26 protein-coding genes are annotated in these 21,551 nt (G+C 69.2%); 11 read left to right on the forward strand and 15 right to left on the reverse strand.

Annotated features, from left to right (window positions below; genetic code table 11):
* The first annotated feature begins 93 nt into the window (after positions 1 to 93).
* The 5 genes from pmbA (at position 94) to ACZ5Z2_RS03960 (ending at position 3,099) form a co-directional block, all read left to right on the forward strand.
* Positions 94 to 1,461: a metalloprotease PmbA gene (pmbA, locus tag ACZ5Z2_RS03940; protein ID WP_464760682.1), complete on the forward strand. Its 1,368-nt coding sequence runs from the start codon at positions 94 to 96 to the stop codon at positions 1,459 to 1,461.
* Between the two features lie 89 nt (positions 1,462 to 1,550).
* Complete coding sequence (locus tag ACZ5Z2_RS03945; protein ID WP_464760683.1) at positions 1,551 to 1,928, forward strand: DUF4870 domain-containing protein; 378 nt, start codon at positions 1,551 to 1,553, stop codon at positions 1,926 to 1,928.
* 95 nt (positions 1,929 to 2,023) lie between these two features.
* Positions 2,024 to 2,395: a DUF805 domain-containing protein gene (locus tag ACZ5Z2_RS03950; RefSeq protein WP_464760684.1), complete on the forward strand. Its 372-nt coding sequence runs from the start codon at positions 2,024 to 2,026 to the stop codon at positions 2,393 to 2,395.
* A 39-nt stretch (positions 2,396 to 2,434) separates the two neighbouring features.
* Positions 2,435 to 2,887, forward strand: a complete 453-nt coding sequence (locus tag ACZ5Z2_RS03955) for a Tse2 family ADP-ribosyltransferase toxin (protein WP_464760685.1) — start codon at positions 2,435 to 2,437, stop codon at positions 2,885 to 2,887.
* Positions 2,884 to 3,099 carry a hypothetical protein gene (locus tag ACZ5Z2_RS03960; RefSeq protein ID WP_464760686.1) on the forward strand — a complete coding sequence of 72 codons (216 nt, stop codon included), beginning with the start codon at positions 2,884 to 2,886 and terminating at the stop codon, positions 3,097 to 3,099. Before ACZ5Z2_RS03955 ends, ACZ5Z2_RS03960 begins: the two co-directional genes overlap by 4 nt.
* A gap of 116 nt (positions 3,100 to 3,215) precedes the next feature.
* On the opposite strand, the gene ACZ5Z2_RS03965 is transcribed toward ACZ5Z2_RS03960, so the two are convergent.
* From ACZ5Z2_RS03965 to ACZ5Z2_RS03995, 7 genes are all read right to left on the reverse strand, one after another.
* A complete protein-coding gene (locus tag ACZ5Z2_RS03965; RefSeq protein ID WP_464760687.1) occupies positions 3,216 to 4,112 on the reverse strand; it encodes a polyprenyl synthetase family protein in 897 nt (298 codons plus the stop codon).
* The gene (locus ACZ5Z2_RS03970) at positions 4,096 to 4,353 is read right to left on the reverse strand and encodes an exodeoxyribonuclease VII small subunit (RefSeq protein ID WP_464760688.1); all 258 of its coding nucleotides are present in this window, start codon (positions 4,351 to 4,353) and stop codon (positions 4,096 to 4,098) included. The genes ACZ5Z2_RS03965 and ACZ5Z2_RS03970 overlap by 17 nt, the downstream gene beginning before the upstream one ends.
* Positions 4,354 to 4,426: 73 nt before the next feature.
* Positions 4,427 to 5,731: a tRNA lysidine(34) synthetase TilS gene (gene tilS, locus ACZ5Z2_RS03975; RefSeq protein WP_464760689.1), complete on the reverse strand. Its 1,305-nt coding sequence runs from the start codon at positions 5,729 to 5,731 to the stop codon at positions 4,427 to 4,429.
* The gene (locus ACZ5Z2_RS03980) at positions 5,728 to 6,462 is read right to left on the reverse strand and encodes an NYN domain-containing protein (RefSeq protein ID WP_464760690.1); all 735 of its coding nucleotides are present in this window, start codon (positions 6,460 to 6,462) and stop codon (positions 5,728 to 5,730) included. Before ACZ5Z2_RS03980 ends, tilS begins: the two co-directional genes overlap by 4 nt.
* Positions 6,463 to 6,522: 60 nt before the next feature.
* Positions 6,523 to 7,479 carry an acetyl-CoA carboxylase carboxyltransferase subunit alpha gene (locus tag ACZ5Z2_RS03985; protein WP_464760691.1) on the reverse strand — a complete coding sequence of 319 codons (957 nt, stop codon included), beginning with the start codon at positions 7,477 to 7,479 and terminating at the stop codon, positions 6,523 to 6,525.
* A 109-nt stretch (positions 7,480 to 7,588) separates the two neighbouring features.
* Complete coding sequence (locus tag ACZ5Z2_RS03990; RefSeq protein WP_464760692.1) at positions 7,589 to 8,497, reverse strand: 5'-3' exonuclease; 909 nt, start codon at positions 8,495 to 8,497, stop codon at positions 7,589 to 7,591.
* Positions 8,485 to 9,054: a nitroreductase family protein gene (locus ACZ5Z2_RS03995; protein WP_464760693.1), complete on the reverse strand. Its 570-nt coding sequence runs from the start codon at positions 9,052 to 9,054 to the stop codon at positions 8,485 to 8,487. Before ACZ5Z2_RS03995 ends, ACZ5Z2_RS03990 begins: the two co-directional genes overlap by 13 nt.
* 224 nt (positions 9,055 to 9,278) lie before the next feature.
* Between ACZ5Z2_RS03995 and ACZ5Z2_RS04000 the strand changes: the two genes are divergently transcribed.
* Entirely contained in the window at positions 9,279 to 9,770 is a 492-nt protein-coding gene (locus tag ACZ5Z2_RS04000; protein ID WP_464760694.1) for a DUF3465 domain-containing protein, read from the forward strand.
* Between the two features lie 60 nt (positions 9,771 to 9,830).
* Here the strand turns inward: ACZ5Z2_RS04000 and cdd are convergent, their stop codons facing one another.
* Complete coding sequence (cdd, locus tag ACZ5Z2_RS04005) at positions 9,831 to 10,256, reverse strand: cytidine deaminase (protein ID WP_464760695.1); 426 nt, start codon at positions 10,254 to 10,256, stop codon at positions 9,831 to 9,833.
* Between the two features lie 109 nt (positions 10,257 to 10,365).
* Between cdd and ACZ5Z2_RS04010 the strand changes: the two genes are divergently transcribed.
* A complete protein-coding gene (locus tag ACZ5Z2_RS04010; protein WP_464760696.1) occupies positions 10,366 to 11,469 on the forward strand; it encodes an NAD(P) transhydrogenase subunit alpha in 1,104 nt (367 codons plus the stop codon).
* Between the two features lie 7 nt (positions 11,470 to 11,476).
* Here the strand turns inward: ACZ5Z2_RS04010 and ACZ5Z2_RS04015 are convergent, their stop codons facing one another.
* Genes ACZ5Z2_RS04015 through ACZ5Z2_RS04025 form a run of 3 tightly spaced genes read right to left on the reverse strand, consistent with a single transcriptional unit; the run spans position 11,477 to position 12,945 of the window.
* On the reverse strand, positions 11,477 to 11,953 hold the full coding sequence (locus ACZ5Z2_RS04015; protein ID WP_464760697.1) for a DUF3106 domain-containing protein: 477 nt from the start codon (positions 11,951 to 11,953) through the stop codon (positions 11,477 to 11,479).
* A 3-nt stretch (positions 11,954 to 11,956) separates the two neighbouring features.
* Positions 11,957 to 12,361, reverse strand: a complete 405-nt coding sequence (locus ACZ5Z2_RS04020; RefSeq protein ID WP_464760698.1) for a DUF3619 family protein — start codon at positions 12,359 to 12,361, stop codon at positions 11,957 to 11,959.
* A complete protein-coding gene (locus ACZ5Z2_RS04025) occupies positions 12,358 to 12,945 on the reverse strand; it encodes an RNA polymerase sigma factor (RefSeq protein WP_464760699.1) in 588 nt (195 codons plus the stop codon). The genes ACZ5Z2_RS04020 and ACZ5Z2_RS04025 overlap by 4 nt, the downstream gene beginning before the upstream one ends.
* Before the next feature lie 153 nt (positions 12,946 to 13,098).
* Here ACZ5Z2_RS04025 and ACZ5Z2_RS04030 point away from each other — a divergent pair, with 153 nt between their 5' ends.
* Positions 13,099 to 13,401, forward strand: a complete 303-nt coding sequence (locus ACZ5Z2_RS04030; RefSeq protein WP_464760700.1) for an NAD(P) transhydrogenase subunit alpha part 2 — start codon at positions 13,099 to 13,101, stop codon at positions 13,399 to 13,401.
* Entirely contained in the window at positions 13,398 to 14,867 is a 1,470-nt protein-coding gene (locus tag ACZ5Z2_RS04035; protein WP_464760701.1) for an NAD(P)(+) transhydrogenase (Re/Si-specific) subunit beta, read from the forward strand. Before ACZ5Z2_RS04030 ends, ACZ5Z2_RS04035 begins: the two co-directional genes overlap by 4 nt.
* A 75-nt stretch (positions 14,868 to 14,942) precedes the next feature.
* On the opposite strand, the gene ACZ5Z2_RS04040 is transcribed toward ACZ5Z2_RS04035, so the two are convergent.
* Complete coding sequence (locus ACZ5Z2_RS04040; protein WP_464760702.1) at positions 14,943 to 15,371, reverse strand: hypothetical protein; 429 nt, start codon at positions 15,369 to 15,371, stop codon at positions 14,943 to 14,945.
* Between the two features lie 183 nt (positions 15,372 to 15,554).
* Here ACZ5Z2_RS04040 and sufT point away from each other — a divergent pair, with 183 nt between their 5' ends.
* Together sufT and ACZ5Z2_RS04050 are read left to right on the forward strand one after the other, a co-directional pair.
* On the forward strand, positions 15,555 to 16,112 hold the full coding sequence (sufT, locus tag ACZ5Z2_RS04045; protein ID WP_464760703.1) for a putative Fe-S cluster assembly protein SufT: 558 nt from the start codon (positions 15,555 to 15,557) through the stop codon (positions 16,110 to 16,112).
* Between the two features lie 340 nt (positions 16,113 to 16,452).
* Entirely contained in the window at positions 16,453 to 18,630 is a 2,178-nt protein-coding gene (locus ACZ5Z2_RS04050) for a M4 family metallopeptidase (protein ID WP_464760704.1), read from the forward strand.
* 69 nt (positions 18,631 to 18,699) lie between these two features.
* Here ACZ5Z2_RS04050 and ACZ5Z2_RS04055 read toward each other — a convergent pair whose 3' ends face one another.
* The 3 genes from ACZ5Z2_RS04055 to ACZ5Z2_RS04065 form a co-directional block, all read right to left on the reverse strand.
* Positions 18,700 to 19,191 carry an asparaginase domain-containing protein gene (locus ACZ5Z2_RS04055; RefSeq protein WP_464760705.1) on the reverse strand — a complete coding sequence of 164 codons (492 nt, stop codon included), beginning with the start codon at positions 19,189 to 19,191 and terminating at the stop codon, positions 18,700 to 18,702.
* Positions 19,192 to 19,282: 91 nt separating this feature from the next.
* On the reverse strand, positions 19,283 to 19,426 hold the full coding sequence (locus tag ACZ5Z2_RS04060) for a hypothetical protein (protein WP_464760706.1): 144 nt from the start codon (positions 19,424 to 19,426) through the stop codon (positions 19,283 to 19,285).
* A 402-nt stretch (positions 19,427 to 19,828) separates the two neighbouring features.
* Positions 19,829 to 21,466 (reverse strand): acyl-CoA dehydrogenase family protein, encoded by a 1,638-nt coding sequence (locus ACZ5Z2_RS04065; protein WP_464760707.1) that lies wholly within the window; start codon positions 21,464 to 21,466, stop codon positions 19,829 to 19,831.
* Between the last annotated feature and the right edge of the window lie 85 nt (positions 21,467 to 21,551).

Genomic DNA, 21,551 nt, shown 5'->3' on the forward strand with positions numbered 1-21,551 from the left:
CGATGCGTTGCGGGTGGGCCGCGGCGCCCCCATGTGGAGACGGCACGGCGCGGATCGTGCATTCTACCCGTTTGATTTGCCTGAGAGCTTCCCGTGAGCGAGATCGCCCCCCGCACCGACCGCAGCCTCGATGAGCTGGATCGCCTCGCCGACCTGGCCGGGGACGTGATCCGCCGCGCCCGCGCGGCCGGCGCCAGCGCCGCCGAGGTGGCCGCCAGCATCGACACCGGCCTCAACGTGAACGTGCGCCTGGGCGAAGTGGAGACGGTAGAGCACACCCGCGACCGCGGCTTCGGGCTCACCGTGTACTTCGGCCAGCGCAAGGGCTCGGCCAGCACCGCCGACCTCAACCCCGATTCGATCCAGGCCACATTGGATCAGGCCTGCGCCATCGCCAAGTTTACCGAGGAGGATCCGGCCGCGGGCCTGGCCGACGCCGCGCGCATGGCGAAGGATTTCCCCGATCTCGACCTGTGGCATCCGTGGGCTATCGACACCGCGTGCGCCATCGAGCTGGGCCGGCGCATCGAGGATGCCGGCCGCGCGCACGCGGGCATCGCCAACTCCGACGGCGCCGGCGTGCAGATGGGCGAGAGCCTGTCGGTGTACGCGAACTCGCACGGCTTCGTCGGCCGCGAGCGCGGCACGCGGCATTCGCTGTCGCTGTCGCTGATCGCGGGCGAGGGCGAGCGCATGCAGCGCGACTACTGGTACGACAGCGTGCGCAGCGCCGGCGATTTCATGGGCGCCAAGGCGCTGGGCGACAAGGCCGCGGAACGCACGCTGGCGCGGCTGGACGGGCGCAGCCTCGCCACGCGCGAATGTCCGGTGCTGTTCGCGCCGGAGATCGCGCGCGGGTTGGTCGGCCATCTCGTCGGCGCGGTGAGCGGCGGCGCGCTGTACCGCCGCGCCAGTTTCCTGCTCGACCACGCCGGCAAGGCGATCATGCCGGCGTGGTTGCAGATCGACGAGCAACCGCTCCTCCGGCGCGGTCACGGCTCGGGCAGTTTCGACGGCGAAGGCGTGGCCACGCGCGACAGCGCGCTGGTGCAGGGCGGCGTGCTGGCGCGCTACGTGCTGGGCAGCTACTCGGCGCGCAAGCTCGGGCTGGCATCCACCGGCAACGCCGGCGGCATCCACAACCTGGCGGTGGCGCCGGGTGCGGACGACGGCGAGGCCAGCGACTTCGCCGGCATGCTGCGCCGGCTGGGCACGGGCTTGCTGGTCACCGAGGTGATGGGGCAGGGCGTGAACACCATCACCGGCGATTACTCACGCGGCGCGGCCGGTTTCTGGGTGGAGAACGGCGCGATCGCCTACCCGGTGGAGGAAATCACCATCGCCGCCAACCTGCGCGACATGTACGCCGGCATCCGCGCGGTCGGTACGGACGTCGACCCGCGTTCGCACATCCTGTGCGGTTCCATCCTCGTGGACAGGATGACAGTGGCGGGTGAGTGATTCCTGCGGCATGCTGCGCAGGCGTTTGACCAGTCCGCGCAAGGCCGGCTGTCTGCGGTGCGCGGCTCACCCACCGTGGAGGATCGTTCATGAGCACACCGTCGGATCAGATACCGCCGTCGCCGCCCGCCGCCACCGAAGCCAGCAGCGATGATCGCAACCTGGCCATGCTCACCCACCTGTCGGGTTTCATCCTCAGCGTGATCGTGCCGCTGATCGTGTGGCTGGCGCACAAGGATCGCGCCGACAAGGCCTACCTCGTGGGGGAGGCCAAGGAAGCCTTGAATTTCCAGATCACCGTGCTGATCGGCTACGTGATCTGCGGCGTGCTCGCCGTCATCCTGATCGGCGCGTTGCTGGGCTGGCTGCTGTGGCTGGCGAACCTGGTTCTCTGCATCGTCGCCGCGGTCAAGGTCAGCTCGGACGGCAGCTATCGTTATCCGTTCGCGCTGCGGCTGGTGAACTGACAACGCCTGGATTTCCCCGTGCGCGGCGTGTTCTGCGCACGGGGAAACGTTCCGTCCGCGTGCTTCACATGAATTCATCAAGGGAAGGTTGAGTCATGGGTTTTTTCGATTGGTATCTGGGCTGCATCAAGGGGCATTACGCGGATTTCGAGGGGCGTGCGCGGCGCAAGGAGTTCTGGATGTTTTTCCTGGTCGACCTGCTCGCTGCCGCGGTGGCGGAGGCGATCGGCCAGGCCATTCACCTGCCCGCGTTGAGCAGCCTCTATGGTTTGGCCACCCTGCTGCCGTATGTTGCGGTCGGCGTGCGCCGCCTGCACGACACGGGGCGTAGCGGCTGGTGGATGCTGATCCAGTTGATCCCGCTGATCGGCGCGATCTGGCTCATTGTGCTGCTCGCGACGGCCGGCAATTCCGGCGGCAACCGGTACGGTTCGGATCCGGAGGCTGCGGCGATCCGGTCGGCATGATCCGGGATAGGCTCTGGATGGGAGAAAGGGAGGACGCGGATGGATAATGAAACACTGAAAGACATTCTTCTGGCTCGGGGAGAGCTGGAGCGCTACTACGATGGTGAGGTGCCATTGAATCTCTGGCGAGCGCTGAACGTTCGCAGAAGCGAGCGCCTCTTTGACCTCGTTGAATCGCCCTTCAAGATGTCCAACGGTCGTGTCCGGAGGCCTGATATAACAATAGAGAGGGATTGGGTGCGGGTGCGCTCCGTGCCACGCGGTGCCAGCACATTTGATCGAGCCGGAGTGCCGGGTGGCAAAGACTGGGCCTACTACAGGATTCCGAAAGGCACGATACTGCCGCCTGGCCTTGCCATCGTGAAAGATTCATACAATGAACAGATGCAGGCGACGCACTATACGATTGCGCCTGCTTATGACATGCCGCTTGCGGTATTTAAGAGGCTGCTGAACCAGTTGGCCATGAGCGCCTTGAGGGAGTCAGCATGATCGAGATATCCAGTGCGGCCGCACCGCTTCTTATCCAGGCGTTGAGGGATGCGGTCAGATACAACGAGCAGCTTCTCAAAAGCCAGACATTGCGTGATCGCGCCGATTATGAGCAATACTTTATGGATCTGACTCAGTTGTTTTCCGAGATCAAGGCGGAGTACAAACGCAAGGAAGCACAGGCGGGAATTTCTCTGGAAGATCTTCTTTGATCTCATTGAAGCCAGGATTATCGGGAGAGCCAGGCAATTCGCTGTGACCAACTGCCATCCGGCTGCGCTGGTTTCCGGCGTTGAATGAAAGAGCGGCGCAGGCCGCTCTTTTCGTTTCAGTGGATGCGATGGGCGGCGTAGAGCGCCAGTTCGGCCAGCCATTCGCCACGCGCACCCAACGGCGCGATGGCGTCGAGCGCAGTCGCGGTGAGCGCGGCCAGCCGCGCGCGCGAGGCGTCGAGGCCGATGATCGAGGGGAAGGTGGGTTTGTCGGCGGCGGCGTCCTTGCCGGCGGTCTTGCCGATCACCGCGGATTCGCCTTCCACGTCGAGGATGTCGTCGCGCACCTGGAAGGCCAGTCCCACCGCGGTGGCGTAGCGATCCAGCGCGGCAAGCGCGGTTTCGTCCGCGCCGGCGGCGAGCGCGCCCAGTTGCACCGAGGCGCGGATCAGCGCGCCGGTCTTGCAGGCGTGCATGTGTTCGAGTTCGGCCAGCGTGAGCTTGCGGCCCACCGCGGCGAGATCCAGCGCCTGGCCGCCGGCCATGCCTTCGGCGCCGCAGGCGCGGCCCAGCGCGCGCAGCATGCGCATGCCGGTGGCGTCGTCGGGCGCCGCGCCGGGGGCGGCCAGCAGCTCGAAGGCCAGTGCTTGCAGCGCGTCGCCGGCGAGTATCGCCATCGCCTCGCCGAACGCGACGTGGCAGGTGGGGCGGCCGCGGCGCATGTCGTCGTCGTCCATCGCGGGCAGGTCGTCGTGCACCAGCGAATAGGCGTGGATCAGCTCCACCGCGCAGGCGGAGGCGTCCATCGCGGGGCCGTCGTGGCCCAGCGCGTGGGCGGTGGCGTAGACCAGCAGTGGGCGCAGGCGCTTGCCGCCGCCGAGCACGGCGTAGCGCATCGCGCGGTGCAGTTCGACTGGGGATTGTGCGGCCGGCGGCAGGCTGCGCTCCAGCGCCTGTTCGGCGCGGGCGATTAACGGTTGCAGGGCAGGGCCAAGCTCAGTGTTCGGGTTCAAACGGTTCGGCGCTGTCGGGGGCTTCGGGATCGAGCAGCAGGCGCACGCGCAGTTCGGCCTGCTCCAGCGCCTGCTGGCAGTGGCGGTACAGGCCGATGCCGCGCTCGAAGGAGGCCAGCGATTCGTCCAGGCTCTGCTGGCCGCCTTCCATCTTCGCCACCAGTTGCTCGAGTTCGTCCAGCGAGTGCTCGAAATCGGCGGCTGGCGGCGTCTTGGCGGCGGTGGAAGCGGTCTTGGCCATGGGCCGCAAAGCTAACGCAGCGGGCCTCTGGAATCAATGCGATGCAACGTGCCGACGGCGAAGACTTGGCGGATCACGCGGCAGGTTGCCAGTGCGGCAGGCTACCGGCGGCATCGAACAATGCGCGGCCGCGCGAGCTGATCCAGCGGTCGGCCACGGCCACCAGCTCCTCGCCTTCGTACAGCAGCGGGCAGGCAGGGCGCTGCCATGGCGGCAACATGGCTTGCTGGAACAGGTCGCGCAGTTCGCGGGTGTGCGCGTCGCCAGCAGGCTTGATGCGCTCGCCGCCCTGGCGCAGGCGCACGGCCAGCGGCGCGGGCAGGCGCGCGTGCGCGTCGTGCAGTGCGAGCTTGCCGCCATCGGGCAGCGCGAGCGGTTCGCCTTGCCACGCTGCCTGCCAGCCGGGGTCGATGGCGGGGACAGGAGCGCGCGCCCACAGTCGCCCTTTCCATACGTGCAGCTCCGCGCCGCGCCAGCGGATGCACGGCGACTGGCCGGCGCGCGCGCGGCACTGGCGCTCGATCTGCATGCGTTGCGCGGTGGTGGGCGCAGGCAGGCCGCGTGCGTGCAGCCAGTGATCCAGCAGCGGTTCGCGCAAGGCGGGCGCGAGCGCGAGCCAGCCGGTAGCGTCGAGGCTGCCGGTGGCGGTGTCGTGCAGCGTGGCGAAGGCGGCCAGCCATTGCGTGCGCAAGGCATCGGCGGCGGCGCGGCTGAGCGCGGCGCTGTGCAGGATCGAATCCGTCGCCTGCGGCCAGTGCGCGGCGATGCGTGGCAGGATTTCGTGGCGCAGGTGGTTGCGCGCGAGCCGGGTGTCGGCGTTCGACGGATCGTCGATGCAGGGCAGGCCGTGCAGGGCGACGTAGTCGCGCAGTTGTGCCCGCGTGACGTCGCGCAACAAAGGCCGCCACAGTTCGCCTTGTCTCAGCGGGCGGCGCTCGCGCATGCCGCCCAGCCCTTCTGGCCCGGCGCCGCGCAGCAACTTCAGCAGCACTGTCTCGGCCTGGTCGTCGCGGTGGTGGGCCAGCAGCAGGGTTTCGCCGGCGCGGAGGTGCGCGGCGAAGGCGGCGTAGCGCGCATGGCGCGCGGCGGCTTCCACGCCTTCGCCGCGGTGCGTTTGAACCTGCACGCGCGCCACCTCGCAGTCCAGCCCGAGATCGGCGCAGAAGTGCCGGCAGTGCGCGGCCCACGCCGCGCTGTCCGCGTGCAGGCCGTGGTCGACGTGCAGCGCGCGCAGGCCGCGCGCACGCGCCGCGGGCAGCTGCGCCAGCGCGTGCAGCAGGGCGGTGGAGTCGGGGCCGCCGCTGAAGGCCACGCAGAGCGCGGTTCCGGGCCAGTCCGCCAGCGCGGCGTCGAGGTGGCGGGACAGCGAAAGCTTCACTTCTTGCCGCTTTGGGGGCGCACGTAGATGTGCTTGCCGTTGCCGATGTGCCGTTCCTCGGTCTCGAACAGGCCGACGCCCTTGATGAGGCCGCTCAGCTTGGCGTAGCCGTAGTTGCGCGAGTCGAAGTCGGGCGACTGTTTGTTGAGGATGCTGCCGATGGGGCCGAGCCCGGCCCAGCCGGAATCGTCGGAGGCCGCCTCGATGGCGCCGCGCAGCAGGTTCATCAGTCGCGTGTCGCCGCGTAGCTCCTTGGCCGAGCGGGGCTTGGGCGCCGCCTCCGCCTCGCTTTCGTCGGCGCGCACAAGCACCTCGGTGTAGATGAACTTGTCGCAGGCGGTGCGGAACGGCTCGGGCGTCTTCTTCTCGCCGAAGCCGTACACGGTGAGGCCGGACTCGCGGATGCGCGAGGCGAGCCGGGTGAAGTCGCTGTCGCTGGAGACGATGCAGAAGCCGTCGAAGCGCCCGCCGTAGAGCAGATCCATCGCGTCGATGATCATCGCCGAGTCGGTGGCGTTCTTGCCCACGGTGTAGCGGAACTGCTGGATAGGCTGGATCGAGTGGCGCAGCAGCGCTTCCTTCCAGCCGTTGAGGTCGGGCTTGGTCCAGTCGCCGTAGATGCGCTTGACGTGTGCGGTGCCGTATTTGGCGACCTCGGCGAGCAGGCCCTCGACGATGGCGGGACGGGCGTTGTCGGCGTCGATCAGTACGGCGAGCTTGTCGTGGGCCATGGCGTTTTCCGGCAGCCTGGGGATGCCGCCGATGGTAGCGCCGGGCGCGCTGCTGCGACGTTATTCCTGGAACGCGCCGTGGCCGCGCAGGCGCCGGTAGCGCTGTTCCAGCAGATCAGCCGTCGGCAGCGCCTGCAGCTCGTCGAGCTGGTTCATCAGCACGGCCTTGAGGCGGATCGCCATGGAACGCGGGTTGCGGTGGGCGCCGCCCAGCGGTTCGCGGATCAGCTTGTCGATCAGGCCCAGCTCAAGCAGGCGCGGCGCGGTGAGGCCCAGCGCCTCGGCGGCGTCCTTGGCGCGCTCGGCGCTGCGCCAGAGGATGGTGGCGCAGCCTTCCGGGGTGATCACGGAATAGGTGGAGTACTGCAGCATGTTGATGCGGTCGCCCACGCCGATCGCCAGCGCGCCGCCGGAGCCGCCTTCGCCGATCACGGTGCAGATGATCGGCGTCTTGAGGTCGGCCATTTCCAGCAGGTTGCGCGCGATGGCCTCGCTCTGGCCGCGCTCCTCGGCGCCGATGCCGGGGTAGGCGCCCATGGTGTCGATCAGGGTGAGCACGGGCAGGCCGAAGCGCTCGGCCATCTTCATCAGGCGCAGCGCCTTGCGGTAGCCCTCGGGGCGCGGCATGCCGAAGTTGCGCCTGAGCTTGCCCTTGGTGTCGCGCGCCTTCTGGTGGCCCACGATCATCACGGCACGACCGTTGATGCGGCCCAGGCCGCCCACGATGGCGCCGTCGTCGGCGTACATGCGGTCGCCGGCCAACTCGTGGAATTCCTCGCACATCACGCCGATGTAGTCGAGCGTGTACGGCCGCGCCGGGTGGCGCGACATCTGCGCGACCTGCCACGGGCTGAGGTTCTTGAAGATGTCGTTGGTCTTGAGCTTGAGCTTTTCGCGCAGCTTGCCGACTTCCTCGTCGATATCCAGCGCCTGGCCGTGGCTGGTGTGGCGCAGCTCCTCGATCTTCGCTTCGAGCTCGGCGATGGGTTGTTCGAATTCGAGGAAGTTGGGATTCATTCGCCGAGGTTCATGGCACGGAAGCGCGGCAGTATAGCTGGCGCGCGGAAAACCGGAGAACGGCGGCGTATGGCCGGCGGGGCGGTTCACGGCCGCGCAGGCAGCCGGTTCACTCCAGCAGCGCCTTCAGCCGCGTGCGCGTCAATGGCCCGAAGCGCAGGCGCTCGCACAACGCATCGAGCGCGGCCGCATCCCCGCCCGCGCGGTGCAGGGCATCGGCGCCTTCGGGCACGGGAGCGTCGAGCGCGATGCGGGTGAGGCGGCGGTAGAGCAAGGCCTGCTCGCCGTGCTCGCGCAGTTTCGCGGCGCAGCTGGCGGCGCCGCGGATGCGCAGGAAGGGGATTTCGTCCACGCGTTCGAGCAGGGCTTCGAGGTTGCCGAAGTGGCCGAGCAGGGCGGCAGCGGTCTTGGCGCCGATGCCGGGCACGCCGGGTATGTTGTCCACCGCGTCGCCGCACAGCGCGAGGTAGTCGGCCACCTGGTGCGGATGCACGCCGAGCTTCTCGTGCACGCCGGCGGGGCCCCAGCGCAGGTTCTTCGCGTAGTCCCACTGCTCGTCGCGCTCGCCCAGCAACTGGCCGAAGTCCTTGTCGGCGGAGACGATCACGCCGGGTACGCCGTGCGCGCGCAGGCTCCACAGCGCGCTGCCGATCAGGTCGTCGGCCTCGTAGCTGTGGTCGATCATCACCGGGATGCCCAGCGCCGCGGTGACTTCGCGGCACAGCACGAACTGGCGTTCCAGGTCGGGCGGCGGCAGTTCGCGGTTGGCCTTGTAGGGCGGGTAGATCGCGTTGCGGAACGAGCTGGTGAGCGAGGCGTCGAAGGCCACCGCGAGGCGCTCCGGCCGCGCCCGTTCCAGCAGCTCGCACAGGAAGCGGGTATAGCCGTGCACGGCGTTGGCCGGGTGGCCGTCGGCATCGTGGAATTCGTCCGGCATCGAGTGCCAGGCGCGGAACACGTAGAGGCTGCCGTCCACCAGATGGGCGGCGTCGCGGCGGTTGGCGTTCACGGCGACCACGTGGTCAGCAGGCCGTCCAGCGCGGGACGCTCGCGGTCGGGCACGCCGAGCTGCGGCGTGCCGAGGTGCACGAAGGCGACCACGTGCTCGTTGGCGGCCAGGCCCAGCAGCGCCGCCACGTCGGGGTCGTAGGCGGCCCAGCCGGTGAGCCATTGCGCGCCGTAGCCCAGCGCGTGCGCGCCGAGCAGGATGTTGTAGGCCACGCAGCCGGCGCTCAGGCGCTGCTCGATCTCCGGAACGCTGCTGCCGGTATCGACGTGCGCGACCACGGCGATCACCAGCGGTGCGAAGGTGTAGCGCAGCTGTTCCTTTTCGCGCTTGGCGTCGGATAGCTCGGGCTGTTTGCGGATGGCGAGTTCCGCCAGCCGTTCGCCGAAGCGCAGCTTGGCGTCTCCTTCGAGGCGGATCAGCCGGAACGGCGCCAGCTTGCCGTGGTCGGGCACGCGGATCGCGGTGGCCAGCAGCTCGCGCAGCGTGGTCTCGTCGGGCGCGGGCGCGCCGAGCTGGCGCGAGGGCACGGAATGGCGGTGCTGGAGCAGGGACAGGGCTTCGGACATGGCGCGGGCCGCGGTGCAAAGGCTTGCATGCTAGCGACCCGGCCGGCTCCGCGCGAATCCGGGGCGGCCCGGCACGGGGCAGGCCTGCGCGCCCGGCCGGCAATGTCGACCGGTTCGCACAAAAGGCACGCGTCGCGGCGACGGCATCTGCCATTCAAAAAAACATCATGTCCATGCCTCAAGATGGGCGGTGCAGGGGGGCTTTTCAACAATGGAGGGGAATCATGAAGTCACGTTACATGTCGGTCGCGTTGCTGGGCGTGTCGGTGATGCTGGGCTCGGTTGCGCACGCGCAGGACAACTACGTCAGCGGCATTTTCGCGCCGGCGAAGAAAACGACCACGTATCCGTGCGACGACGCGCAGTTCCTGCAGGACCAGCAGGCGTTCGAGGACGGCGTGATCGAGGCCGACCAGCCCGAGGACGTCTGCGGCATCGTCACCGCGGTGCTGCCGGAAAAGAAGACCCGCAGCGGCCACCACGGCTACTTCTACGTGCAGGTGGCGTCGGGCGTGGTGATCGAGATCGTGTCGGATCTCGACCAGATGAGCGCGCCGAAGTGGCCGTGGGTGGCGGTGGGCGACACCACCTACGTGAAGGGCCGCTACTACTACGACAACATGGACAGCCAGGGCATCGACTGGACGCACCACGGCACCAGCAAATCCTGGCCATATGCCGGCTACGTGGTGGTGAACGGCAAGAAGTACCAGTAAGCAAGTGCGCTTGCGGGAAGGGTGGCGCCGCTGGCGCCGCCCTTTTCGTGTCCCGCGCGGTCAGGGCGCCGCCGGCGATCCGGCGCGCAGCCGGAAGGCACCGGGCAGCAGGGCCGCCACGCTGGTCTGGGCGGTGTCGCCGCGCAGGTTGGCGAGCAGCACCGGCATGTCGGCGTCGCACAACTCGATCATCACCTGGCGGCAGGCGCCGCAGGGGCTGACCGGCCCATCGCAGTCGGCGATCACCGCGATGGCGGCGAAATCGCCTGGCTTGCAGCCTGCGGCAACGGCGGCGAACAGCGCGGTGCGTTCGGCGCAGTTGCACAGGCCATAGGAGGTGTTCTCCACGTTGCAGCCGGCGAAGCGGCGGCCGTCGCGGGCCAGCAGGGCGGCGCCCACGGCGAAATGGGAATACGGTGCGTGGGCCTGTTCGCGCGCATGGCGCGCCAGCGCCAGAAGCTCGTCGTGCGGGATGGAAACGGGCATCGTGCTCTCCGAGTCCCCCAAGCGGTGGATCAGATTAGCGCGCCGCGGCGGGGCATCCAAGCCTGCGCAGTCGTGGCAAGATGCGGCGACCTTCCACGAGGGATGCACGATGCCGACCACCGTAGCCGCCCTGCGCGAAACCGCCCCCGGTGAACGCCGCGTGGCGATCACGCCCGAGATGGCGAAGAAGCTCCATGGCAAGGGCCTGCGCGTGTTGCTGGAGCGCGGCGCGGGCGCGGCGGCGGGTTTCCCCGACGACAGCTATGCGGACGCGGACTTCGCCGATGCCGCAGGCGTGCTGGCGCAGGCCGACCTGCTGGCCTGCGTGCTGCCGCCGGAGGACGCGGTGTACGCGCAGTTGCGCGAAGGCGCCGTGGTGGTGGGGCAGTTGCGGCCCTACGGCGCGGCCTCGCGCATCGCGGCGCTGGCCGCGCGCAGGCTCACCGCGTTCGCGCTGGAGCTGCTGCCGCGCACCACACGCGCGCAGGCGATGGACGTGCTGAGCTCGCAGGCGGCGGTGGCGGGCTACCGCGCGATGCTGATCGCCGCCGAGGCGGCGCCCAAGTTCTTCCCCATGCTCACCACTGCGGCGGGCACGATCCGCCCCTCGAAAGTGCTGGTGATCGGCGCCGGCGTGGCCGGCCTGCAGGCCATCGCCACCGCGCGCCGGCTCGGCGCGCAGACCGAGGGCTACGACGTGCGTCCGGAGACGCGCGAGCAAGTGGAATCGCTGGGCGCGAAGTTCCTCGACCTCGGCGTCAGCGCCGCCGGCAGCGGCGGCTATGCGCGCGAACTGTCGGCGGAGGAGCGCGCGGCGCAGCAGCAGGCGCTGGCCGAACACCTCAAGGCGTTCGACGTGGTGGTGAGCACCGCCGCCGTACCGGGCCGCGCGGCGCCGAAGATCCTCACGGCCGCGATGGTCGCGGGCATGAAACCGGGCGCGCTGATCGTGGATCTCGCCGCCGAAAGCGGCGGCAACTGCGAATTGACCCGGCCCGGCGAGCGCGTGGAGCAGGGCGGCGTCGCCATCCTGGGCCCGCTCAACCTGCCGGCCGGCGCGCCGCTGCACGCTTCGGAGATGTATGCGCGCAACGTGGTGAACTTCGCCGAGCTGCTACTGAAGGACGGCGCGCTCGCGCCGGACTTCGACGACGAGCTGGTGGCGAAGAGTTGCGTGGTGCGCGCCGGCGAGGCAGCGTTCAAGGAGGGGTGACGCGCATTCAGTGCCTCGGTGTGTGCAACCACCGCAACCGCTGCGCAGGCGGCATGGCGTGCCACTGCTGCATCAGCCTGGCGCGCTGCTCCGGCGGCAACTTCTGGAAGTGCTGGTAGGCGGCATGCAGCTGTTCGCGCTGCGCGGGCGGCAATTGGCGGAACAGGCGCTGGTTCTCGCGCGCCTGCTGGCGTTCCGCCGGCGTCATCTGCTGCCAGCGCGCGATGCGCTCGCTGATCTTCGAGCGCTGTTCGGGCGGAAGGGTCACCCACTTCCTGCTCTTTTCCAGCAGGTGCTGTTGCCGCTGCGGCGGCAGGCCGTTCCAGTCCTGCCGCAGCGGCGACAGCACGTCGCGCTGGGCCGGCGTGAGGCTGCTCCACGAGATTGGCGCGGGTGCGGCCTGCGCATGCAAGACGGGCGCGACGAAACTGCCGAGCAGGACGGCGAGGGCAAGCGACTGCAGCGGGCGTGCGAACAAGGCCATGGATCAGTGGGCAGGGGGCGGGTTGTCGTTGGCGGCCAGCCAACCGTAGAAGTCGAGATTCTGGTACAGGTTGGGATCGGCCTGCTCGGGGTCGGGCGGCAGCGTGCCGTCGGCTTCGCCGCCGGCCGTGGCGGTGATCGCGGTAGCGGCCGGCATTCCGCCGTCGGGGTGCGGCGCGGACGGCCATGCCAGCAACGCTGCCAGCGCGATCGCCGCGCACGCGCCGGACGGCACCAGCCAGCGCGCGACGTGGTGCTGCGCCTGCCGCGTGCCGGCCAGCGCGTCGCGACGCGCGGCGCGCAGGCGGCCGGCGACGGCCGGATCGAGATTGCGCGCGGCTTCGTGGTAAAGCGCACGGGCGCGCTGTTCCAGCGGGGTGTTCGACAAGTCGTTGCCAGGCGTGTTCATCGCCAGTCCTCCAGTTGTTCGCGCAACCGTTGCATGGCGCGCGACAGATGCGTTTTCACGCTGCCCTCCGAGCAGCCCATGGCACGTGCGGTTTCCGCCACGTCCAGTTCTTCCAGCATGCGCAGGGTGAAGGCCTCGCGCTGGCGCTGCGGCAGCTTGCGCAGCGCGGCGCCGAGATCGCTCCACGACTGCGCGTCCTGCAGGCGATCCAGCGGGCCCGGGCCGCGGTCGGCCGGATCCCAGCTGGGCAGTTCGTCGCCCTCGTCGTCGCGCCCGCCGCCCAGCCAGCCCACCACGATCGAGCGCACCTTGCGGCGGCGCTGCAGATCGACGATGCGCCGGCGCAGGATGCCCCAGAACAGCGGCGCCCATTCGGCGGCCGGCTTGTCGCGGTAGTGCTTGACCAGCCGCAGCATGGCGTCCTGCACCGCATCCAGCGCGTCTTCGCGATTGCGCAGGTTCAGCTCCGCCACACGGAAGGCGCGCCGCTCCACCTGCGCCAGGAAGGCGTCGAGGGTGGCCGGGGTCTCCTGAGCGGTTTCGGTCAGCAGTTCGGCGTCGAGCGTGCCGGCGAGGCTGTTCATGGCAGCCTCGTCCGCATCGTCGGCAGATGCATGCTTGCGCTCCATCGGTTCGACACCCGTGCTCAACGCAGCAGGCTCGCACGGGTTGACCGGCGCCCGTATGATGCGGGGACGACGGTGTCCGGGCGGGCGGCACTCAATGGGAGCGGGGTCATGATCGACGGGTTCCTGGCGCTGTATATCTTCATGCTGGCTGCGTTCACCGGCCACGAGATCATTGCGCGGGTGCCGGTGATCCTGCACACGCCGCTGATGTCGGGCTCCAATTTCGTCCACGGCATCGTGCTGGTGGGCGCCATGATAGCGCTGGGACACGCCAGCACGCCGTTCGAGACGGGCCTGGGCTTCGTGGCGGTGCTGCTGGGGGCCGGCAACGCCGCCGGTGGCTACGTGGTCACCGAACGCATGCTGGAGATGTTCAAGCCCAGCGGCAAGCAGCCGGGGGACAAGGCATGAGCTGGCTGCCCACCTTGGTCAAGGCCTGCTATTTCCTCGCCGCGCTGCTGTTCATCCTGGGCCTGAAGCGCATGAGTTCGCCGCGCACCGCGCGCGGCGGCATCGTGTGGGCGGGCGTGGGCATGCTGCTGGCGGTGCTGGCCACCTTCGCGTTGCCGGACATGCACCACCGGGGGCTGATCCTTGCCGCGGTGCTGATCGGCGTGGCGGCGGCATGGTGGAGCGGCCGCCGGGTGGCGATGACCGCGATGCCGCAGATGGTGGCGCTGTACAACGGCATGGGCGGCGGCGCGGCGGCCGGCATCGGCGCGGTGGAGCTGGTGGCGCACGTGCAGCGTGCCGCGGTGGCGGTACCGGATACCTCGCCGCTGCGCCCGGAGAGCTGGGCGCTCGACGCGCTGCACCAGCTTCCTGCGGTGGCCCCCCTTTCGCCGGTGGCGCTGGTGCTGGGCGTGCTGGGCGCGCTGATCGGCGCGGTGAGCTTCTCCGGCTCGCTGGTCGCCTTCGCCAAGCTGCAGGGCTGGATGGATCGGCGCTTCGTGTTCCCCGGCCAGCGCGCGGTGAACCTGCTGGTGCTGCTGCTGGCGCTGCTGCACGGCGCGATGCTGGCGACGGGGCACCTCGAACTGCCGGTGATCGCGGCGTTCTTCGTGCTTTCGCTGCTGTTCGGCCTATTGATGACCCTGCCGATCGGCGGCGCCGACATGCCGGTGGTGATCTCGCTGTACAACGCGTTCACCGGCCTGGCGGTGGCGTTCGAGGGCTACGTGCTGGGCAACGAGGCGATGATCATCGCCGGCATGGTGGTGGGCGCGGCCGGCACCCTGCTCACGCAACTGATGGCCAAGGCGATGAACCGCTCGCTGGGCAACGTGCTGTTCGGCAGCTTCGGCGCGGCGGCGGGCGGCGCAGCGCAGGAAATCGCCGGCGCGCAGAAGCCGATCGAGGCCGCCGACGCGGCGGTGATGATGGCCTACGCCGAGCGCGTGGCGATCGTGCCCGGCTACGGCATGGCGGTGGCGCAGGCGCAGCACAAGGTGTGGGAGTTCGCCAAGCTGCTGATCGAGCGCGGCGTGAAGGTGAAGTTCGCGATCCACCCGGTGGCGGGCCGCATGCCCGGCCACATGAACGTGCTGCTGGCCGAGGCGGGCGTTCCCTACGACCTGATCGAGGACATGGACGACATCAACCCCGAGTTCCCGAACACCGACGTGGTGCTGGTGATCGGCGCGAACGACGTGGTGAACCCGATGGCGAAGACCGACCCGTCTTCGCCGATCTACGGCATGCCTATCCTCGACGTGGCGGCGGCGAAGCACGTCATCGTCATCAAGCGTGGCAAGGGCACCGGTTTCGCCGGCATCGAGAACGCGCTGTTCTACGCCGACAACACCCGCATGCTGTACGGCGACGGCCAGGCCGCCGCCGGCCAGCTGGTCAGCGAGCTGAAGGCGCTGGATACCTGATTCCCGTGATCAGGGATGATCGCAAAAGTACAGGGATCACGCGGCCACGGGCCGCCCAATCGCAACCAGCAAGATTCAGTGTCGCGGCGTGGTTCTGCGCCCCGCCAGCCACGCCGCCAACAGCGTGCCCAGCACGTACCAGACGAGATCGACCGGGCTCGCCCCCAGTCGCGCCAGCGCCAGCAGCATGCCGGCGCCGGCCGTGCGCAGCGCCTCGGGCAGCCCCATGTCGAAGTTGCCGGCGAGCAGGAGCGCAGCCATCAGCACGTTGAAGTAGAGCGCCGCCAGCGCGGTGGCAAAGGCCGCCATCGCCGCCGCGCCCGTGCCCGGACGGCGGATCCAGTGGCGGATCGCCCACGCCAGCAGCACGCCCGCCGGCAGTGCCAGCCACGGCGCGGGCCGTTGCACGTACATCGCCGCCACCATCCACGCCGCGCCCACGGCCAGGCCCATCATCGCGGCGCAGAACAACCCGAACACGAACAGCGGAACGCGCGATTTCATGGCGCGAGGCGGAAAAGGGAAAGACAGGGCATGCGGCGATCCGGCAGGCAACAGAGCGCCGATGATAGCTGGTCGCCGGCCGCGTCCCTGATCCAGGACAGGCGGGCCGCGGCGCCTGCCGGCATAATAGGCAGTCTGGCGCGCTGCACGGCGCCCATCATTGACGACGGATTGGCGAGTGGCATGAGCGGTTTCAGTCTGAGCAGCGAACCCTTCACCCTGATGCGCGACTGCGAGGCGGTGATGGTGCCGCAGGGCGAAGCGGTGAGCTTGCCCGCCGGCCAGATCGGCTACATCACCCAGGCGCTGGGCGGCAGCTTCACCGTGTACGTGGAAGGCAACCTGTTCCGCATCGCGGGCAAGGACGCCGACGCGCTGGGCAAGGAGCCGCCGCCGCCGATCGAGGTGCCGGCCGACGCCACCGACGCCGACGTGGAGAAGCTCTGCTGGGATCAGCTGCGCACCGTGTTCGACCCGGAGATCCCGGTGAACGTGGTCGAGCTGGGCCTGGTCTACGACCTCAGCCTGGAGCAGCGCGAGGACGGCCAGCGCAAGGTCTACGTCAAGCTCACGCTCACCGCGCCCGGCTGCGGCATGGGCGACATCCTGGTGGACGACGCCCGCACCAAGCTGGAGATGATCCCCACCGTGGCCGAGGCCGACATCGACCTGGTGTTCGACCCGCCGTGGAACCACTCGATGATGTCCGAGCTGGCGAAGCTGGAAACCGGGATGCTCTGATCCGCGTTTGCACGGCTTGCGCGGCGTGACCCGCGTCAAGCTTCGTGCGCAGCAGCATCGAAATATGTTGCGAAATTCTCCCGCAAGAAATAGTTTCCATGGATTCGCCGTGGGACATGGGGGCGGCGAATGATTCCGATGCGGCGCCATTGCCGCCATGCCGTAGTACGTCCGCACGCTGTATGGCCAGGGATGCCATGGGGGAGCAGCAAGCCGACGCGGCTTCGGGGTCGCTAGACAGCAATCGAATGGGGACCGTGCCTTGCACGGAAATTCTTGCGTGGGGCCTGACCGGCCGCATCGGGTCGGCTTGCCCCCAAAAAATGTCTAGGAGTCTAGGATGCTCAACGATTACCGCTTGAAACTGCTGGTTGCCGCCATCGGCATGGCCACGGCCTCGATGGCCACGGCGGCCACCACGCAGGTGTTGCGCGCGCAAAGCCTCGGCGCGGTGCCGGCCAATGCCCTGGCCAGCCACCTCGGCCTCGCCGCGCAGATGACGCTCGCGCCGCACGGTACGGCCGCCGCCGTCGCCAACGGCCACAAGGTGATTCGCCAGCAGCAGATGTACCGCGGCGTGCCGATCTACGGCCGCAGCATCGCCGTGGTGCAGGATGCGCAGGGCAACGCGCTGCGCGCCACCGGCGAGCTGATGCAGGGCACGCCGGTCGGGCTGGCCTCGGTGGCGCCGAAGCTGGGCACCGACCGCGCCATCGCCGCGCTCAAGGCGCATGCGCACACCATGCTGGTGGGCGGCGCCACGATGAACAACCAGAAGGCCGAGCTGTTCGTGTACCCGATGGACGACGGCACGGCGCGGCTGGTCTACCGCGTGTCCTATTTCGTCAACAGCAGCACGCCGACCCGCCCCACCGCCATCGTCGACGCCAACACCGGCGAAGTCATCAAGAGCTGGGAAGGCCTCACCGACGCTTCGGCCACCGGTCCCGGCGGCAACCAGAAGACCGGCAAGTACGTCTACGGCACCGATTACCCCGCGCTGGACGTCACCCAGTCCGGCAGCACCTGCAAGCTGCAGAACACCAACGTCGTCACCTACAACCTGAACCACGCCACCAGCGGCGGCAGCATCGTCAGCTTCGCCTGCCCCAACAGCGACACCGACGCCATCAACGGTGCCTACTCGCCGGTCAACGACGCCCACCACTTCGGCGGCGTAGTGCACGACATGTACACGGCCTACATGGGCGCCGCGCCGCTCAACATGCAGCTGCGCATGAACGTGCACTACAAGTCGAACTACGAGAACGCGTTCTGGGACGGCACCGCGATGAACTTCGGCGACGGCGCCAGCGACTTCTACCCGCTGGTGTCGCTGGACGTGACCAGCCACGAGATCAGCCACGGCTACACCGAGCAGAACTCCAACCTCGAATACGACGGCCAGTCCGGCGGCATGAACGAGGCGTACTCGGACATCGCCGGCGAAGCGGCCGAGTTCTACGACCGCGGCCACGCCGACTTCCTGGTGGGCGCCGACATCGTCAAGGCCAGCGCCGGCCTGGGCGACGCGCTGCGCTACATGTGCAACCCGACGCAGGATGGCGGCTCCATCGACAACGCGGCGAACTACACCTCCAGCCTCGACGTGCACTACTCCAGCGGCGTGTACAACAAGGCGTTCTGCGTGCTGGCCAAGACCTCCGGCTGGGACGTGAAGAAGGCCTTCCAGTCCTTCGCGCTCGCCAACAAGAGCTACTGGACGGCTACCTCCACGTTCAACTCCGGCGCCTGCGGCGTGGAGTCGGCGGCCACCGACCTCGGCTACAACGCCAACGACGTGATCGCGGCGTTCACTGCCGTGGGCGTGACCTGTCCGGGCACCGGCGGTGGCGGCACTGGCGGCGGCACGGGCGGCAGCGCCACCGAGCTGCAGAACAACGTCGGCGTGGGCGGCGTGTCGGGCGCGTCGGGCGCCGACACGGATTTCTTCGTCACCGTGCCGGCCGGCGCCAGCAACCTGGTGATGTCGATTTCCGGCGGCAGCGGTGATGCCGACCTCTACACCAAGTTCGGCAGCGCGCCGACCACCTCCAGCTACGACTGCCGCCCGTACAAGAGCGGCAACAGCGAGAGCTGCACCGTGGCCTCGCCCAGCGCGGGCAAGTACTACATCAAGGTGCACGGCTACTCGTCGTACTCGGGCGTCACGGTGAAGGCGTCGTGGAGCACGGGCGGCGGCAGCGGCGGCGGTAGCGGCGGGCTGCAGAACGGCGTGCCGGTGACCGGTCTCGCGGCCGCCAAGGGCAAGACGCTGAGCTACACGGTGACCGTGCCCTCGGGCAGCAGCCTCACCATCGCCTCCTCGGGCGGCAGCGGCGACGTCGACCTGTACGTGAAGAAGGGCTCGGCGCCGACCACCTCCAGCTACGACTGCCGCCCGTACAAGACCGGCAACAACGAAAGCTGCTCGTTCAGCGGCGCCTCCGGCACCTACTACATCGTGCTGCGCGGCTACGCGGCGTTCTCCGGCGTGTCGTTGAAGGCCAGTTGGTAACCCCTCCGGCGGATCAGGGACGATCCGCCGTTTTTCCGCATGGGCCCGGCCAGGCGGCCGGGCCTTTTTTCAGCCCATCGCTTCCTCGAAGCGGTTCTCCGCCCGGTTCTTGCGCACCTTGGCCGGATCCCACACGCGCCCGTTCATCGCGATGTAGACGCCGTCCGGCAGGGTCTGCACCGCGGCCACCGCGCAGCCGATGTTGAACACCGCATCGGAACCCTGGAAGCGCGCCGGGTTCAGCGCGCCGGTGAGCACGATCACCTTGCCGGGGATGGCGGCCAGCACCTTGGCGGTTTCCACCATGGTGTCGGTGCCGTGGGTCACCAGCACGTGGCGGTGCGGCTGCGCCTCGATGGTGGAGCGGATCAGCGCGCGGTCCTCGTCGGTGACGTGCAGGCTGTCCTTGCGCAGGATCGGGATCACGTCGAACTGGAACGCCACGCCCAACTGGCCGAGGATCTCGCCGATCTGCGGCGCGCCGATCTTGTAGTCCGACTTGTCGTCGAAATAGATCTTGTCGATGGTGCCGCCGGTGGTGACGATGGTGAGATGCTGCATGGTCGGAGCCGGGTCGAAAAGGGTGCGCCAGTCTAACGCCCTGCCGCGCGAGACCGGAACCGCGGGTTCCCGCGGCGGCTCCGCGGGCCGCTCATCGTTCGAGGCCCCACTGCCGGTAGCACGCGTCGATGGCATGGGCGGACGCGAGCCGGATCTTCGGCAACCGGATCTGCGGATAGAGCTCCGCGTAGCGCCTGCGGTTCCGCGGTGTGGCGATGGCGATGTGATGGATCATCTCCCACTTGATGTGATCGCGGGCGCCTGCCAGTCCGCCCGGCCAGTCCGCCCGGCCTGGCCCCGCCGGACAGGCACCGCCGTGTGTAGCGGAACAGGCTGAGCGGCGTGGATATGTCCAGCAGGATGAGGCCCGTCGCCCGCTTGAATCGCTGCGGCATGCACCGGGAATAGTTGCCGTCCATCACCCAGGCATCGCCAAGGATCGCCTCGTCGTGCAGGGCCGCGAATTCGTCCGCAGGGCGCGGCTGCCAGTCCGTGCCGGGAAGATGATGGAGCTGGTCGAGATGGATCGCCTGCAGGCCGCGCCTGCGCGCAATCGCATCCGCCAAGGTCGACTTGCCGCTGTTGGATGGCCCGAGGATGCAGATGCGCCTACCCAGCTCGGCCAGTTGCATGGCGTTCAACCGAGCAGCAGGCCGCAGTCGTCGATGTCCACGTCGGCCAGCCGCAGCAGACCGTGGCCGAGGAAGCGGCGCAGGGCCGCCGCAGGGCGCGTATCGCCGCGCGCCTGCGACCACGCCGCCTGCCGTGCCAGCAAGGCCGCCGCCGCGCAGCGCGCCAGCGTGAGCGCGATGCCGCGCGCGCCGGCCTCCAGCGTGGCGCGTTGCGCGGGTTCGGCATCGAGATGCGTTGCGGCGGCATTCAGCGCGGCATCGATGGCGAAGGCGGCATGCGGGTCGCCGCCCTGCTGCCACGCGGCGATGGCGGTGCGCAGCACACCGAGCCCGTCGCCCGCCAGCGCGCGCAGCGCGTCCAGCGCCAGTACGTTCGTGGTGCCCTCCCAGATCGCATACACCTGCGCGTCGCGCAGCAGTTGCGGCAGGCCGGTGTCCTCGATGTAGCCGGCGCCGCCGAAGCACTCCAGCGCCTCGGAGCAAATGCGCACGGCGAGCTTGCCCGTCCACAGCTTGGCCAGCGGCGTGAGCAGGCGCAGCAGCGCAGCCGCGTGCGGCGCGGCCGTGCCGTGTTCCACGCGGCCCAGCAATTGCGCCACCTCGAAGGCCAGCGCGAACGCGCCCTCGAATTCCGCCTGCATGTCGGCCAGCGTCTGCGCGTGCAGCGGCTGCTCGATCAGCGGACGGCCGAAGGCCTGCCGGCGCGTGGCGTAGTCGCGCGCCAGCGCGATCGCCCGCGCCATGCTGGCGATGGCGCATACCGCGTTCCAGGTGCGCGTGACGTTGAGCATCGGCGCCACCTGGCGCACGCCGTTCGCCAGCTCGCCCAGCGGCCACGCGGGCAGGCCGTCGAGGTGGATCTCGGCGGTGGGCAGTTCCTGCGTGCCGAGCTTGTCCTTGAGGCGGTCGATGACGAGCTGCGGCTTGCGCTGTGCGCCGTCCATCGTCTCCACGTAGAACAGCGCCAGCGCGCCTGAGCCGGCACCCGCGCCTTCGGGCCGCGCCAGCGCCAGTGCCGCCTCGCCCACCACGGCGGAGCTGAACCACTTGCGGCCGTAAAGCCGCCACTGGCCGTCGGCATCCTGCCGCGCCACGGTCTCGGTGTGGCCCACGTCCGAGCCGCCGTGCGTCTCCGTCATCCACTGGCCGCTGAGCCAGAACGTGCCCGCATCGCGGCTGAGGAAATGCGGCAGCGCGCGTTCGATCAGCGCGCGGTTGCCGGAAGCCTTCAGCGCGGTGGCCGCGCCATCGGTCATCGCCAGCGGGCAGGTGTAGAACTCGCTGGCCAGGTGGTAGAGGTAGACGCGCGCGAACTCCTCCAGCCGCGCGTGCTCGTGGTTTTCGTGGCCCGCGGCGAGCACCGCGTGGCGTGTGGCGACGTGCGGGCCTTCCTGCCACGCCGCGGTCAGCTCGATGCGATCCACCCGCCGCCCCCACGCGTCCCACTGTGTCAGCACCGGCTTGCGCCGCGTGGTCGTGGCGGCGCGTTGCCAGGCCATCAACGCGTAGTCGCCCAGCGCATCGAGGTCGTGGTCGAGCGCGGCGCGCCGCCCGGTGGGCAATGCACGATCGAGCAGCGCGTGCAGCAGGCGCTCGCTGCGCCAGGGATGCGGCAGTTGCGGGGCGGCTTGCAGGAAGGACATGGCGGGCCTCGTGCATTTCGTGGAGTACGGCCATGGCTGGCCACCGGTGATTTTCCGCGAAAAGTTCTCGCGGTGCGTGGCGCAA

Source organism: Rhodanobacter sp. G1 (assembly GCF_055397855.1).

What these genes read in the sequence shown, in the direction of transcription:
- ACZ5Z2_RS03945 (WP_464760683.1), top strand. Translation starts at nt 1,551, where the DNA reads ATGAGCACACCGTCGGATCAGATACCGCCGTCGCCGCCCGCCGCCACC.
- ACZ5Z2_RS03950 (WP_464760684.1), top strand. Translation starts at nt 2,024, where the DNA reads ATGGGTTTTTTCGATTGGTATCTGGGCTGCATCAAGGGGCATTACGCG.
- ACZ5Z2_RS03955 (WP_464760685.1), top strand. Translation starts at nt 2,435, where the DNA reads ATGGATAATGAAACACTGAAAGACATTCTTCTGGCTCGGGGAGAGCTG.
- ACZ5Z2_RS03960 (WP_464760686.1), top strand. Translation starts at nt 2,884, where the DNA reads ATGATCGAGATATCCAGTGCGGCCGCACCGCTTCTTATCCAGGCGTTG.
- ACZ5Z2_RS03970 (WP_464760688.1), bottom strand. Translation starts at nt 4,353, where the DNA reads ATGGCCAAGACCGCTTCCACCGCCGCCAAGACGCCGCCAGCCGCCGAT.
- ACZ5Z2_RS03980 (WP_464760690.1), bottom strand. Translation starts at nt 6,462, where the DNA reads ATGGCCCACGACAAGCTCGCCGTACTGATCGACGCCGACAACGCCCGT.
- ACZ5Z2_RS03985 (WP_464760691.1), bottom strand. Translation starts at nt 7,479, where the DNA reads ATGAATCCCAACTTCCTCGAATTCGAACAACCCATCGCCGAGCTCGAA.
- ACZ5Z2_RS03995 (WP_464760693.1), bottom strand. Translation starts at nt 9,054, where the DNA reads ATGTCCGAAGCCCTGTCCCTGCTCCAGCACCGCCATTCCGTGCCCTCG.
- ACZ5Z2_RS04000 (WP_464760694.1), top strand. Translation starts at nt 9,279, where the DNA reads ATGAAGTCACGTTACATGTCGGTCGCGTTGCTGGGCGTGTCGGTGATG.
- cdd (WP_464760695.1), bottom strand. Translation starts at nt 10,256, where the DNA reads ATGCCCGTTTCCATCCCGCACGACGAGCTTCTGGCGCTGGCGCGCCAT.
- ACZ5Z2_RS04010 (WP_464760696.1), top strand. Translation starts at nt 10,366, where the DNA reads ATGCCGACCACCGTAGCCGCCCTGCGCGAAACCGCCCCCGGTGAACGC.
- ACZ5Z2_RS04015 (WP_464760697.1), bottom strand. Translation starts at nt 11,953, where the DNA reads ATGGCCTTGTTCGCACGCCCGCTGCAGTCGCTTGCCCTCGCCGTCCTG.
- ACZ5Z2_RS04020 (WP_464760698.1), bottom strand. Translation starts at nt 12,361, where the DNA reads ATGAACACGCCTGGCAACGACTTGTCGAACACCCCGCTGGAACAGCGC.
- ACZ5Z2_RS04025 (WP_464760699.1), bottom strand. Translation starts at nt 12,945, where the DNA reads ATGAACAGCCTCGCCGGCACGCTCGACGCCGAACTGCTGACCGAAACC.
- ACZ5Z2_RS04030 (WP_464760700.1), top strand. Translation starts at nt 13,099, where the DNA reads ATGATCGACGGGTTCCTGGCGCTGTATATCTTCATGCTGGCTGCGTTC.
- ACZ5Z2_RS04035 (WP_464760701.1), top strand. Translation starts at nt 13,398, where the DNA reads ATGAGCTGGCTGCCCACCTTGGTCAAGGCCTGCTATTTCCTCGCCGCG.
- ACZ5Z2_RS04040 (WP_464760702.1), bottom strand. Translation starts at nt 15,371, where the DNA reads ATGAAATCGCGCGTTCCGCTGTTCGTGTTCGGGTTGTTCTGCGCCGCG.
- sufT (WP_464760703.1), top strand. Translation starts at nt 15,555, where the DNA reads ATGAGCGGTTTCAGTCTGAGCAGCGAACCCTTCACCCTGATGCGCGAC.
- ACZ5Z2_RS04050 (WP_464760704.1), top strand. Translation starts at nt 16,453, where the DNA reads ATGCTCAACGATTACCGCTTGAAACTGCTGGTTGCCGCCATCGGCATG.
- ACZ5Z2_RS04055 (WP_464760705.1), bottom strand. Translation starts at nt 19,191, where the DNA reads ATGCAGCATCTCACCATCGTCACCACCGGCGGCACCATCGACAAGATC.
- ACZ5Z2_RS04060 (WP_464760706.1), bottom strand. Translation starts at nt 19,426, where the DNA reads ATGATCCATCACATCGCCATCGCCACACCGCGGAACCGCAGGCGCTAC.
- ACZ5Z2_RS04065 (WP_464760707.1), bottom strand. Translation starts at nt 21,466, where the DNA reads ATGTCCTTCCTGCAAGCCGCCCCGCAACTGCCGCATCCCTGGCGCAGC.